15 protein-coding genes are annotated in these 12,754 nt (G+C 67.4%); 7 read left to right on the forward strand and 8 right to left on the reverse strand.

Translation table 11 applies throughout. From position 1 onward, the window contains the following. Nucleotides 1–15 precede the first annotated feature (15 nt). The 3 genes from NHN26_RS05380 to folK are packed head-to-tail and all read right to left on the reverse strand — an operon-like array spanning nt 16 to nt 3,215. Nucleotides 16–2,136: a RelA/SpoT family protein gene (locus tag NHN26_RS05380; protein WP_253088482.1), complete on the reverse strand. Its 2,121-nt coding sequence runs from the start codon at nt 2,134–2,136 to the stop codon at nt 16–18. 46 nt (nt 2,137–2,182) lie between these two features. Next, nucleotides 2,183–2,539 (reverse strand): DNA-directed RNA polymerase subunit omega, encoded by a 357-nt coding sequence (rpoZ, locus tag NHN26_RS05385; RefSeq protein WP_253088483.1) that lies wholly within the window; start codon nt 2,537–2,539, stop codon nt 2,183–2,185. Nucleotides 2,540–2,576: 37 nt separating this feature from the next. Next, entirely contained in the window at nt 2,577–3,215 is a 639-nt protein-coding gene (folK, locus tag NHN26_RS05390; RefSeq protein ID WP_253088484.1) for a 2-amino-4-hydroxy-6-hydroxymethyldihydropteridine diphosphokinase, read from the reverse strand. Between the two features lie 114 nt (nt 3,216–3,329). Between folK and NHN26_RS05395 the strand changes: the two genes are divergently transcribed. The 5 genes from NHN26_RS05395 (at nt 3,330) to rnhA (ending at nt 6,423) form a co-directional block, all read left to right on the forward strand. Beyond that, a complete protein-coding gene (locus tag NHN26_RS05395) occupies nt 3,330–3,905 on the forward strand; it encodes a LabA-like NYN domain-containing protein (protein WP_253088485.1) in 576 nt (191 codons plus the stop codon). A gap of 65 nt (nt 3,906–3,970) precedes the next feature. Continuing rightward, entirely contained in the window at nt 3,971–4,417 is a 447-nt protein-coding gene (locus NHN26_RS05400) for a YqaA family protein (RefSeq protein WP_253088486.1), read from the forward strand. 61 nt (nt 4,418–4,478) lie between these two features. After that, nucleotides 4,479–5,429 (forward strand): 4-hydroxy-3-methylbut-2-enyl diphosphate reductase, encoded by a 951-nt coding sequence (gene ispH / locus NHN26_RS05405; RefSeq protein ID WP_253088487.1) that lies wholly within the window; start codon nt 4,479–4,481, stop codon nt 5,427–5,429. 25 nt (nt 5,430–5,454) lie between these two features. Continuing rightward, a complete protein-coding gene (locus NHN26_RS05410) occupies nt 5,455–5,904 on the forward strand; it encodes a DUF3429 domain-containing protein (RefSeq protein WP_253088488.1) in 450 nt (149 codons plus the stop codon). 66 nt (nt 5,905–5,970) lie between these two features. Then, nucleotides 5,971–6,423 (forward strand): ribonuclease HI, encoded by a 453-nt coding sequence (rnhA, locus tag NHN26_RS05415; protein WP_253088489.1) that lies wholly within the window; start codon nt 5,971–5,973, stop codon nt 6,421–6,423. 46 nt (nt 6,424–6,469) lie between these two features. Here rnhA and NHN26_RS05420 read toward each other — a convergent pair whose 3' ends face one another. Further along, nucleotides 6,470–7,288: an HTD2 family dehydratase gene (locus NHN26_RS05420; RefSeq protein WP_253088490.1), complete on the reverse strand. Its 819-nt coding sequence runs from the start codon at nt 7,286–7,288 to the stop codon at nt 6,470–6,472. 45 nt (nt 7,289–7,333) lie between these two features. Next, nucleotides 7,334–7,876, reverse strand: a complete 543-nt coding sequence (locus tag NHN26_RS05425; RefSeq protein WP_253088491.1) for an NADPH-dependent FMN reductase — start codon at nt 7,874–7,876, stop codon at nt 7,334–7,336. 118 nt (nt 7,877–7,994) lie between these two features. Between NHN26_RS05425 and NHN26_RS05430 the strand changes: the two genes are divergently transcribed. Beyond that, nucleotides 7,995–9,656 carry a thiamine pyrophosphate-dependent enzyme gene (locus NHN26_RS05430; protein ID WP_253088492.1) on the forward strand — a complete coding sequence of 554 codons (1,662 nt, stop codon included), beginning with the start codon at nt 7,995–7,997 and terminating at the stop codon, nt 9,654–9,656. A gap of 15 nt (nt 9,657–9,671) precedes the next feature. Here the strand turns inward: NHN26_RS05430 and NHN26_RS05435 are convergent, their stop codons facing one another. Together NHN26_RS05435 and NHN26_RS05440 are read right to left on the reverse strand one after the other, a co-directional pair. Continuing rightward, on the reverse strand, nt 9,672–10,376 hold the full coding sequence (locus NHN26_RS05435) for an aspartate/glutamate racemase family protein (RefSeq protein ID WP_253088493.1): 705 nt from the start codon (nt 10,374–10,376) through the stop codon (nt 9,672–9,674). A gap of 105 nt (nt 10,377–10,481) precedes the next feature. After that, nucleotides 10,482–11,696 carry a TsoY family (seleno)protein gene (locus NHN26_RS05440; protein WP_253088494.1) on the reverse strand — a complete coding sequence of 405 codons (1,215 nt, stop codon included), beginning with the start codon at nt 11,694–11,696 and terminating at the stop codon, nt 10,482–10,484. 123 nt (nt 11,697–11,819) lie between these two features. Between NHN26_RS05440 and NHN26_RS05445 the strand changes: the two genes are divergently transcribed. Next, complete coding sequence (locus tag NHN26_RS05445) at nt 11,820–12,113, forward strand: hypothetical protein (protein WP_253088495.1); 294 nt, start codon at nt 11,820–11,822, stop codon at nt 12,111–12,113. On the opposite strand, the gene NHN26_RS05450 is transcribed toward NHN26_RS05445, so the two are convergent. Then, a complete protein-coding gene (locus tag NHN26_RS05450; RefSeq protein ID WP_253088496.1) occupies nt 12,083–12,583 on the reverse strand; it encodes a GNAT family N-acetyltransferase in 501 nt (166 codons plus the stop codon). The two genes, NHN26_RS05445 and NHN26_RS05450, sit on opposite strands and share 31 nt — an antisense overlap. Nucleotides 12,584–12,754: the final 171 nt, after the last annotated feature.

Here is a 12,754-nt window from a genome sequence, read left to right on the forward strand (position 1 = left end):
GTGTGCGGGCGGCCGTCACTCGGCGCGCTCGGGGTTCCGATACCGTTCTATCTCGGCGACATCGCTTTCCGCCTCAAGGGCGGTCATCACGGTGTGAAGATGTTCGACGTCCCGCAGGTCAACCTGAATCAGCAAACGGTAAAAATCCGGCTTCTTGTCGACGAATTCCATGTCGGAAATATTGGCCTTCTGTTCTCCGATCAGGGTGCAGATGCGCCCCAGCACGCCCGCATCGTTACGGATCGTGATGTAAAGCCCGACGCTGTGCACCGCCGGGTGCTTGCCCGAATGCCAGTGCAGGTCGATCCAGCGGTCGGGCTGGTCCTCGAACCTTTCCAGCACCGGGCAGTCGATGGCATGCACCACCACCCCGCGCCCGCGCCAGGTGATGCCCACGATCCGCTCACCCGGCACCGGCTGGCAGCAGGGCGCGCGGGCAAAGGTCTCGTCGGGCGACAGTCCCACGACCGCCCGGCTTGCGTCGATCTCGTCGCCGCGGGCGGTGGCGAGTTCGGGATAAAGCGCCTCGACCACGTCCTGGGCGCGCAATTCGGCCGAACCGAGCCGGGCCAGCAGTTCGCCCGCGCCACTGAGCCCGAAGCTGCGCGCGGCCGTCCTCAGCGCCTTTTCGGTCGACCGCTTGCCCACATGGTCGAAGGCCACCCGCGCCAGTTCGCGGCCAAGCTTGATGTAACGCTCGCGATCTTCCTCGCGCAGCGACTTGCGGATCGCGGCCTTGGCCCGTCCCGTCACCACGATGTCGATCCAGGTCGCCTGCGGGCGCTGGCCCTCGGCGGTGATGATCTCGACCGATTGCCCGTTCTTCAGCCGCGTCCACAGCGGCACGCGGATGCCGTCCACCTTGGCGCCGACGCAGGAATCGCCGATCCGCGTGTGGATGGCGTAGGCGTAGTCCAGCGGCGTCGCCCCCCGGGGCAGCTTGATCACATCGCCCTTGGGCGTGAAGCAGAACACCTGGTCGGTATACATCTCCAGCTTGACATGCTCGAGGAACTCGTCGTGATCCTCGGCATTCTCGAAGCGTTCGGTCAGGGATGCCAGCCACTTGGCCGGATCGACCGCAAAGGGGTTCTCGGCCCGGACACCGTCGCGATAGGACCAGTGCGCCGCGACGCCCGCCTCGGCCACCTCGTGCATCTGGCGGGTGCGGATCTGCACCTCGACGCGCTTGCCGTCGCGGCCCGAAACCGTGGTCTGGATCGAGCGGTAGCCGTTCGACTTGGGCTGGCTGATATAGTCCTTGAACCGGCCCGGCACCGCGCGCCAGCGGCGGTGGATCGCGCCCAGCACCCGGTAGCAATCGCCCTCGGTCTCGGTGATGACGCGGAAACCGTAGATGTCGGACAGCCGCGAGAAGCCCTGCTGCTTCTCTTCCATCTTGCGCCAGATCGAATAGGGCTTCTTGGCGCGGCCGAAGACATCGGCCTCCACCCCCTCGCGTTCCAGTTCCTTGCGGATGTCCTGGGTGATCTTCTGGATCACGTCGCCCGATTCGCGTTGCAGCGTGATGAAGCGGCGCATGATCGAGTTGCGCGCCTCGGGGTTCAGCACGCGGAAGGCCAGATCCTCCAGTTCCTCGCGCATCCACTGCATGCCCATCCGGCCGGCAAGCGGCGCGAAGATGTCCATCGTCTCGTGGCTCTTGCGGACCTGCTTTTCATGCGGCAGCGACTTGATCGTGCGCATGTTGTGCAGCCGGTCGGCGAGTTTCACCAGAATCACCCGCAGATCCTTGGACATCGCCATGAACAGCTTGCGGAAATTCTCGGCCTGCTTGGTCTCGGAAGAGGACAGCTGCAGGTTGGTCAGCTTGGTCACGCCATCGACCAGTTCCGCGACCTCGTGGCCGAACAGCCGCTCGACCTCGGAATAGGTGGATTTCGTGTCCTCGATCGTGTCGTGCAGAAGCGCGGTGATGATCGTGGCGTCGTCCAGGCGTTGTTCGGTCAGGATCGCGGCGACCGAAACAGGGTGGGTGAAATATTCCTCGCCCGAGCGGCGCAGCTGACCGGCATGCATCTCGCGCCCATAGGCATAGGCACGACGGATCAGATCCTCGTCGGTTCTGGGATTGTAGTTGCGCACCAGCGAGATCAGGTCTTCGACGTCGATCATCCGGCGGCAAATCCAGGGGGGCGCAGCAAGGGGCGCGCCCCGGGGGTCAACGCTGTGCCTGCGCTTCCATCAGGGCGCGCAGCAGCTTCTCTTCCGACATGTCGTCATCCGACGGACGGTCGGGCATCCCGCCGCCCATGAGCAGCGCCATGGAATCCTCTTCGGGCTCGTCAACCTCGATCTGGGTCTGGTTGGCCTCGATCATCCGCTCGCGCAGCTCGTCGGCCGACTGGGTTTCCTCGGCGATTTCGCGCAGCGCGACGACGGGGTTCTTGTCGTTGTCGCGGTCGATGGTCAGCGCGCCGCCGGCCGCGATCTCGCGCGCCCGATGCGACGCGAGCAGAACCAGTTCGAACCGGTTCGGAACCTTGTCAACGCAATCTTCTACCGTCACGCGGGCCATGGCGCACTCCGATCCCTGGGAGATTGAAGCCCCCCTTCTATTGGGTCTCAAATGACTTGACAAGGGCGGAAAGACTCTCCCACGGCCCCGAAATCGGAACAATCGCGGCCTTCTCCGCCTCGGGCAGGGCCGCCAGCATCTGGCGCACGGTCCGCCCCAGGATCGGATGGCACCAGTCGGGTGAGATCTCGGCCAGCGGCACCAGCACGAAGGCGCGGTCCTGCAGGCGGGGATGGGGCAGGATCAGACCGTCGGGGGCCTGCGTCGCCTGCTCCTCGGCGGGAAGGTCGCGCCAGCGGGTCTGGGTCTCCACGTCGGGCAGCACCAGATCGCCCAGCGCGATAAGGTCAAGATCCAGGGGGCGCGGCCCCCAACGGTCGCGGCGCACGCGCCCAAAGGTCGCCTCGACCGCGTGCAGGCGCGCGAGGATCGCGTCGGGCGGCAGCGTGGTCTCGATCTCGGCCACCGCATTCACGAAATCGGGACCGCTGCCCGGAGGCCAGCATGGTGTATGATAAAATTTACTGATTCTCGTGATCCGAATCGCTTGGCTGTCCAGCGCCGCAAGCGCGCTGGCAAGTGTCTTCTGCAGGGGGTCGGCGCCGACCGCGACGTTCGTTCCCAGCGCAACCTGTCCTTTTGGACGGGTTTTTGCATGATTTCCCGGTTGCGGCATCGGCCTCCATCCTTAGATTTCAGGGGGTGCCCCTCAGCGCTTTGTATTTCAGTGCGCATTGTTCCAAACCACTCACGACCCCTGGCTGACGGGCATATTACGGAAGGAGCCCGAATGTTTTACAGAGATGAACGGCTGGCGCTATTCATCGACGGCTCGAATCTCTACGCAGCCGCGAGGGCGCTGGAGTTCGACATCGATTACAAGCTGTTACGCCAGGAATTCATGCGCCGTGGCAAGTTGCTGCGCGCATTCTACTACACTGCCCTGCTGGACAACGACGACTATTCGCCGATCCGGCCCCTTGTCGACTGGCTGAACTACAACGGCTTCACCATGGTGACGAAGCCCGCGAAGGAATACACCGACAGCCAGGGCCGCCGGAAGGTCAAGGGCAACATGGATATCGAACTGACGGTCGATGCCATGGAACTGGCGCCAAGGGTCGATCATATCGTGCTTTTCTCGGGCGATGGCGATTTCAGGCCGCTGGTCGAGAGCCTGCAGAGGCAGGGTGTGCGGGTGTCGGTCGTCTCGACGATCCGAAGTTCGCCGCCGATGATCGCGGACGAGCTGCGCCGCCAGGCCGACAACTTCATCGAGCTCGACGAGCTGAAAGAGGTGATCGGCCGCCCGCCGCGCGAACCGCGCAACTTCGACCAGCGGGCCGAGGCCCAGCAGGACAGCTGAGCAGGTGGGCCGGTCTTTCGCCGGCCTGCCCGCGACGCCGGACCGCCAGCGCATGACCTGACGAGATGCCCGGCCTAGAGACCCTCGCCCAGCTTGGCATACTGTTTCTTGCCGCCTTCGGCGCGGCCACGATCCTGCCGTTTCAGTCCGAGCTGGTCTTTGTCGCCCTGCAACTGGCCGGCCGGGTCGATCTCGGCTGGCTGCTGCTGGTCGCGAGCGTGGGCAACGTGCTGGGCTCGGTGGTGAACTATGTGCTCGGGATATGGATCGAACATTTTCGTGGCCGTCGCTGGTTTCCGGTCAGCGAGAGGCAGCTTGACCGCGCGCAGCACTGGTACAATCGGTGGGGCGTTTGGACGCTGCTGTTGAGCTGGGCACCGCTGGGCGACGGGTTCACCGTGGTCGCGGGCATGATGCGCACGCCGCTCTGGCTGTTCCTGACCCTCGTCACGATCGCCAAGACCGGGCGATATGCCGCGCTTGCCTGGGCCACCGCGGCGGCTGCGGGATAGGGCCGGGACTGGACGAAAAACGCCTGCGGGGTTACCTCTTGGACGGACAGGAGAAACGCCCATGACCAAGCCCAAGCTGACCCTTTACCTGGCCGCGCCCCGCGGCTTCTGCGCCGGTGTCGACCGCGCGATCAAGATCGTCGAGATGGCGCTGGAGAAATGGGGCCCGCCCGTCTATGTGCGCCACGAGATCGTGCACAACAAGTTCGTCGTGGACGGGCTGCGCGCCAAGGGTGCGGTTTTCGTCAAGGACCTGGACGAGTGCCCGGTGGATCGCCCGGTCATCTTCTCGGCCCATGGCGTGCCGAAATCGGTGCCCGCCGAGGCCGCGCGGCGCGAGATGATCTTTGTCGACGCCACCTGCCCGCTGGTCTCCAAGGTGCATCTGGAGGCCGCGCGCCATCACGAGAACGGCAAACAGATCGTGATGATCGGCCATGCCGGCCACCCCGAAACCATCGGCACCATGGGCCAACTGCCCGAAGGCGAGGTTCTGCTGGTCGAGACGCCCGAGGATGTGGCGGGGCTGAGCGTGCGCGATCCCGACAACCTGGCCTTCATCACGCAAACGACGCTGTCGATCGACGACACCGCCGAGGTGGTCAAGGCGCTGGAAGCGCGCTTCCCGGCCATCGAGGGGCCGCACAAGGAAGACATCTGCTACGCCACGACCAACCGTCAGGGCGCGGTCAAGGCGGTGGCGCCCAAGGTCGAGGCGCTGCTTGTGATCGGCGCGCCGAACTCGTCGAACTCGAAACGGCTGGTCGAGGTGGGCGCGGCGGCGGGCTGCGGCACGGCGTTTCTGGTCCAGCGCGCGGCCGATATCGACTGGGCGGCGCTTGAGGGCATGTCGAAAGTGGGGCTGACGGCCGGTGCCTCGGCGCCCGATGTGCTGATCGAGGAAGTAGTGCAGGCCTTCCGCGACCGCTACGACCTGGAGATCGAACAGGTCGTCACCGCCACCGAGAAGATCGAGTTCCGCCTGCCGCGTATCGTGCGCGAACCCGCATGAGCCGCGCGGCGATTCAGGGGCACCCATGAATGCGATCCCGCGCTCTGCACTGATCCTTGGCCTTGCCGGGCTGATCCCCTTCCTGTGGGGCGCGGCCACGGTCTTCATGCCCGAGCTTGCAGGTTACGCGCCGCCCGAGATCGGCCCGCGCTTTCGCGGGGTCGAGGTGCTGACGATCTACGGGACGGTGATCCTGGCCTTCATGTCGGGCGTGTTGTGGGGCTTTGCCGCCAAGGCCACGGGGGCCAAGGCGGCGCTGGGCTACGGGCTGTCGGTGATCCCGGCGCTCTGGGGTTTTGCGGTGCTGGGCGGCGCGATGGGCAAGCCCATCCTGCCGCTGATGGCAGGCTTTGCCGGGCTGCTGCTGCTGGACGCGCTGTTCTGGATGATGAACATGGCGCCGCGCTGGTGGATGCGGCTGCGGATCATCCTGACAGCGGTGGTTCTGGCCTGCCTCGCGGTGCCGCTGGTCTGAGCCTCGGGCGGTTGACGGCACCGGACCCGCCCCCTAAACCCGCGCCGGACCCTTCAGGAAATCGCCATGCCCGACCTGTTCGCCTATACCGACGGTGCCTGTAGCGGCAATCCCGGCCCCGGCGGCTGGGGCGTGCTGTTGCAGGCAAAGGAGGGCGCGCAGGTGGTGCGCGAGCGCGAGTTGTCGGGTGGCGAGGCGGCGACCACGAACAACCGCATGGAATTGCTGGCCGCGATCAACGCGCTGGAAAGCCTGACCCGGCCCTCGCAGATCACGGTGGTCACCGACAGCGCCTATGTGAAGAACGGCGTGACCGGCTGGATCCATGGCTGGAAGCGCAATGGCTGGAAGACCGCCGGCAAGAAACCCGTGAAGAATGTCGAGCTGTGGCAGCGGCTGGACGAGGCGCAGGCCCGCCATCAGGTGCGCTGGGAATGGGTGCGCGGCCATGCCGGCCATCCCGAGAACGAGCGCGCGGACGAACTGGCCCGGGCGGGGATGGCCCCCTACAAGCGGTAGCGCCCGGTGGCGCGGTCGGATTTGGGTATTTTTTCCAAGAAGAAGATCAGAACCGGTCCTGCCCGTGCTCGACCTCGGCCGACATGCAGAGCCGCCCGTCCGGCCCCCGCACCCAGAGCCGGTCGCCCGTCCGGCAGAGCGTGGCGGTTTCGTGGTCGATCAGCGCCGAGCGGGCGCGGAAGGCGAAGCGGCGCAGCGGGCTGCGCTCCGTGGCCTTCAGCATCAGCAGTTGCGCCAGAAGCGGGCCGTGGACGACAAGCCCGCCATAGCCTTCGGTGCCGGTGGCATAGTCGCGGTCGTAATGGATGCGGTGGCCTTCGAAGGTAAGCGCCGAGTAGCGGAACAGAAGCGTGGGCGGGAAATGCGCCTCGGTCTCGTCCTCGGCCGTCTCGGGGGCGGGGGGCGGCGCGGGGCGGGGGGCGTCCGGGCGCGGATCCTCGCGATAGACGATGTCCTGACGTTCGCTGACCCGCAGCACGCCCGCCTGCACGATGTCATGGCGCAGCGTGACGAAGGCCAGCGGGCCGGTCCGCCCCTGCTTGCGGGTGATGCCCTCGATGGTGGTGGTCCGCTCGGCCGGGATGCCGGCACGCAGCGGGCCGAAGAAGGCAAGTTCCCCCCCCGCCCACATCCGCCGCGGCAGGCCGAGATCGGGCAGGAAGGCGCCGAGCCGGGGATGCCCGTCGCAGCCCAGTTCGGCGGGCGGGCGAGGATCCCAGAAATAGGCCTGATGGAAGAAGGGCGGCAGGATGGCCAGATGACCCGGCGGCGGGCCGTCCAGCCCCAGCGTGGCATGCAGCGCCGCGGCCCGGACCGGGTCCATCGCGTCGCGGAGGATTTGCGTTCTGCCCAGCGCCTCGGTCATGCGCGGGACGCTAGCCGCAGGCCGCGAGGCGCGCAAGCGGGGTGGCTAGCGTCCGATCTCGGCCTTGAGCGCGGCCATCAGTTCGCTCAGCAGCTTCAGCCCGACCTCGTTGGTCAGCCGCCCCTCGGCGTCGAATTGCTGGGCGGCATTGCCCACCATCACCTCGGGCCCCTGCAACAGCCGCGGGCGAAAGGCGACAAGGCAATGGCGCAGCGCGAATTGCGCGCGCGGCCCGCCCGCGATCCCGGCGGCGGCCGAGACGATCGCGACGGGTTTGTCCGCCCAGGGGTTCCCACTGGTCCGGCTGACCCAGTCGAGCGCGTTCTTCAGCACGCCCGAGATCGACTTGTTGTATTCCGGCCCCGAGATCACCACCGCATCGGCCGCCGCGATCTGGTCGGCAAGGCGCTGGACGGGCGCCGGGATGCCCTCGGCCGCTTCCAGATCGCCATCGTAAAGCGGCAGGCGCAGGTCGGCCATCTCGAACCCGGCGGGGTCGAAAAGCCGCGCCGCCTCGCGGACCAGCAGGGTGTTGAACGAGCCCGCCCTGAGCGAGCCGGAAATCCCCAGAAGCCTGTGTTCGGCCATGTCGCTGTCTCCGTCTGGTTCAGCCCGAACCTAGGCCGCAAGCACCGGGCTGCAAGCGGGTTGTGCCCTGTGACCGCTTGGCGCAGGGTGCGACCGAGGCAGGACGGAGGGCAAGCGGGTGGAACGGCATGGCGGGCGCATCCTGGCCGATCAACTGGCGCTTCAGGGGGTCAGGCGGGTCTTCTCGGTGCCGGGCGAGAGCTTTCTGGCGGCGCTTGACGGGCTTTACGATGTCGGCATCCCGAACATCACCTGCCGCCACGAGGGCGGCGCGGCGATGATGGCCGAGGCGTACGGCAAGATGACGGGCGCGCCGGGCGTGCTGTTAGTCACGCGCGGGCCGGGGGCGACGAATGCGGCCAGCGGGCTGCATGTCGCGCGGCAGGATTCGACGCCGATGGTCGTTTTCGTCGGCCAGATCGCGCGGGCCCACCGTGATCGCGAGGCGTTTCAGGAACTGGATTATCGCCGCTTCTTCGGCCCGCTGGTGAAATGGGTGGCCGAGGTGGACCAGACCGAACGCCTGCCGGAATACATCGCGCGCGCCTTCCACATCGCGGTCTCGGGGCGGCCCGGACCGGTGGTACTGGCCCTGCCCGAGGACATGCTGAGCGCGCGGGCCGACGTGCCGGACCTGCCGTCCCCTGCCCGCCTTCTGCCCGAGCCCGGCGCCGCGCAGGTCGCCGCGGTGGCCGAGGCGCTGGCGCAGGCAGAACGTCCGCTGGTCGTCGTCGGCGGGCCGCATTGGTCGGCACAGGCGGCGGCGGATCTGGCGCGGTTTGCCGGGGCGTTCGATCTGCCGGTGGCGGTCAGCTTTCGCCGGCAGGGGCATCTGGACAACCGCCATCCCTGCTATGTGGGCGATCTGGGCGTGGGGATGAACCCCCGGCTGGGGGCGCGGCTGGCCGCGGCCGATCTGGTGCTGGCGCTGGGCACGCGGCTGGGCGACACGGCAACCAATGGCTACACGCTGCTCGATCCCACAAGGCCGGGGCCGCGGATCGTGCATGTTCATGCCGACCCGGACGAGCTGGGCCGGGTCTGGCGGCCCGATCCCGGCATCGCACTGCCCGCCCCCGCGATGGTCGCGGCGCTGGCGCGGCTGAACGGCCATCCCGGCCCCTGGGCGGCATGGCGGGCCGGGGCGCGGGCCGAGTACGAGGCGTGGACGATACCCCGGCATACCCCCGGCGCGGTCAGGATGGAACAGGTGATCGCCTGGCTCTCGGCCCATCTGCCCGAGGATGCGATCGTCACGAATGGCGCGGGCAATTATGCCGCCTTCCTGCACCGCTATTTCGCCTTCAAGGCGCATGGCACCCAGCTTGCGCCCACCTCGGGCTCGATGGGCTATGGCTTTCCCGCCGCGATCTCGGCCGCGCTGGAACATCCCGGCCGGGCGGTGATATGTCTGGCCGGGGATGGCTGTTTCCAGATGACCCTGAACGAGATGTCGACCGCTATTCAGCATGGGGCGAAGGTGGTGGTGATCGTCGCGAATAATGGCCGCTATGGCACGATCCGCATGCATCAGGAACGCCGCTTCCCGGGCCGGGTGAGCGGCACCGACCTGGCCAATCCTGACTACGCGGCACTGGCACGGGCCTATGGCGGGGACGGGGTATTGGTGACGGATCAGGCCGCGTTTCCGGCCGCGATGGCGCGGGCGCTCGCCGCGACTGTGCCCTTCGTGATCGAGTTGCAGCTTGACCCCGAGGCGCTGGCCACGGGCTTCACCCTGTCCGAGGCCCGGGCGATGGGCGAGGCCGGCGCCGGTTAGGTGCTGGGCGCGCCGCTACTCCGCCGGGGCCAGGTCCAGCGCCATGTCCAGCGCGGCGGCGCAATGCACCTGCACCGTGTCGAAGACCGGCATCGGCACATTGCCCGCGTGCAGCAGCATGCCGACCTCGGTGCAGCCAAGGATCAGGCAATCGGCCCCGCGCTTGGCCAGCCGCATCGCGATATCCTCATAGGCGGCGCGGCTGTCGTCCCGGATCACGTCGCGGCAAAGTTCGTCATAGATGATCCGGTGCGTGGTGGCGCGGTCCTCGGGGCCGGGCAGCATCGGGGAAAGGCCTGCGGCGCGGAGCCGGTCGGTGTAGAAGCTTTGTTCCATCGTGTAGGCGGTAGCCATCAGGCCTGGCCGGGACAGCCCCGCCGCGCGGATCGCCGCGGCGGTCGCATCGGCGATGTGCAGGAACGGGATCGAAACGCCCGCCATCATCGGCTCGGCCAGCTTGTGCATGGTGTTGGTGGCCAGCATCAGGAGCGCCGCGCCACCCGCCTGCAGCGCGCGCGCCTCGCGGTTCAGAAGACGGCCCGCCGCCTCCCAGTCGCCAGCCGCCTGCATCCGCTCGATTCCCGCGAAATCGAGCGAGCGGATCAGCAGTTCGGCCGAATGCAGCCCCCCCAGCCTCTCGCGCGCGCCGCGGTTCAGCGCCTCGTAATACAGCGCGGTCGAGGCGGCGGACATGCCGCCCAGGATGCCGATTGTCTTCATGCGTGTCGCCCCATGTCGGCTTGGTGATGGACCGGCGCGCACGCAGGCACAAGGCGACAAAGCGCGACGGGCGGCAGATCGGCCGCCCGCCGCCGATCGGTCGGGCTATTCGGCAGGCACCTGTTCGGCGACGCGCGCTGGGCCGAAATGGCGCCGGTTCAGGTAGAAGGTGAAGCCCAGCGTCCCAAGCTGGACCGCCACGGCCAGCGCCGAGATCGCCCAGTAGCCGACCGAGAACCGGTCAACCAGCCCTGCCCCCACGAGCCCCGCGTTCAGCCAGAAATGCAGCATCACCGACAGCGCCACGCCCGGGCAGACCAGCGCATAGGCCCCCGCCGACTCGCGCGGGCCAAAGACGAAGTCGCGCCAGTAGTCCAGCCGCGCCAGCACCATCAACCCAAGCATCAGCACCAGCGCCTGCACCGCCAGAAGCCGCGATAGGAAGACCAGCGTCTCGACCGCGGCGATCTCGGCGTCGAAGCTGTGGGTCATGCCGTGGTTCTGCCGCAGGAAGGTGATGCCCAGCACCGTCAGGATCGGCACCATGACCATCAGCGTCGGCGCCGCCTCGCGCGCGGTGCCGTGCTGGAGGATCGCGTTGAAGCCGGTGATCGCGGCGAGCAGGGCATAAAGGATCGCGGCCATCCCGAAGAAGGTCGAGCCGATCAGGCTGATGCCCGCGATCAGCGGCACGCCGCTCATCGCGGCGGGGGCGGCAAAGCCCACGGCGACCATCGACAGGGCAAAGGCCGGCAGGATCTGCGCGAACGAGTTGTGCTGCGCCATGTCGAAACTGCCCGCCCGGGTCATCACCCGACCTAGGAACGCACCGATCTGGGCCAGCGCCAGCGCCCCGATCAGGCCAAAGGCGATCAGCGCCAGCGGGAACAGGAATTCGACCACGCCCCACAATCCCGGCACGAAGACCATGCCGAGGACGAAGCCCACATTCACGCTCATCGCCAGCGCCAGCGGCAGGGCAAGGCGCTGGGTCTCGGCATTGCCCGAGGTGAAGGTGGACCATGCGGGGCTGGCCTTGAACCGGCGATACTGCGCGATGTTCCAGACCAGAAGGCGGATGTTGTGATAGGCCAGCACCGCGATCGCCAGCGCCGCGGTCACGACGAGCGCCTGAAGCGCAGGGCCGCCCGTGGCCAGCGCGCGGGCCAGGTCCTCGAAGACCGGCACGGGTTGGCCGGGATGGGGCACCCAGAACATCAGGAACATGAAGAACGACACCGCCAACCCGCCCGCACCCAGCGAGGCGAGGAAATAGAGCGGCGAGTAGCGGTCGGCGGGGCGCGAGGCGGGGGATGGCATGGAAGGCTCCGATTCATATTCGTGGTTTGGAATATGATATAAAGCGACATCCCCGATATTGCAATTGCTTCGTCGCGCTTGCGCCTTTACCGGCGCTTAACGCGGATCCGGTCCCATGCCGCCATGACGCGGCCTGTTCTCGTTCTTGTTGTCCTGATGCTTGCGGGCTGCGATTCGCCCGGCCCCGGTTTTGGCGCATTGCCGGGCACGCGCGTCACGGTCGAGGGGTCGACCTTCGCGGTCCGGCGCAATGGCGGCACGGCGCAGGCGATCCGGCTGAATGCCGAACGCCGGGATGGCGGGATGGCACGGGGCGCGCGGGCGATCGAACTGGGCACCGGTTGCCAGATCCGGCCCGGCACCCTGTCGGGCGATCCGGCGGTGGTCTACGCCCGGCTGAGCTGCGCGAGCCTGTAATCCTCGCGCAAGAGGATCCCGATCCGCTTTTGCATGAACAGGTTCGAGGCGATGTCCGGATAGCCGCCAAAGGGCGCACAATCGGCATAGCCCATCCGGCGATAAAGCTGCACCGCCGCCGCCAGCGCCGCCCCGGTTTCCAGCCGCAGAAGCCCCAGCCCGATATCTCGGGCGGCACCTTCCAGCTCCTCCATCAGCGCCCGGCCGATTCCCCGGCCGCGCTGGCCGGGATCGACATAAAGCCGCTTGACCTCGCCATATCGGCCCTGATCGACGAGTGCGACACAACCCACGGGCGCCCCGGCGCGGCGGGCGACGAGGAACTGGGTGGATTTCGTCGCCAGTTCCTCGGCCGAGAAGCTGAAGCATTCCTCGGGCGGATAGACGGCCAGCAGCGCCGCCTCGCTCGCCTCGATCAAGGCCCGTCCGTTGTCGGACAGGACGGATTCGGTTGCGATGGTCACAGGCATCCGGGTCACCCTTTCGCAAAATCTTAACGGTGGTCGCCCGGCGCGCGGGAAAGGTCAAGGGGTGACGCCGCACCGCAGCGAAAGCCACCGGCACCGCAGGAATCGTTAGTCAATATCTTGTGGAGAAGTCCCCGAAGGCGCCCAGATGCTGGGGCGAACGCTTGACACCCG

This window comes from Rhodovulum tesquicola (assembly GCF_024128855.1).
In the GTDB taxonomy this organism is placed as follows: domain Bacteria; phylum Pseudomonadota; class Alphaproteobacteria; order Rhodobacterales; family Rhodobacteraceae; genus Rhodovulum; species Rhodovulum tesquicola.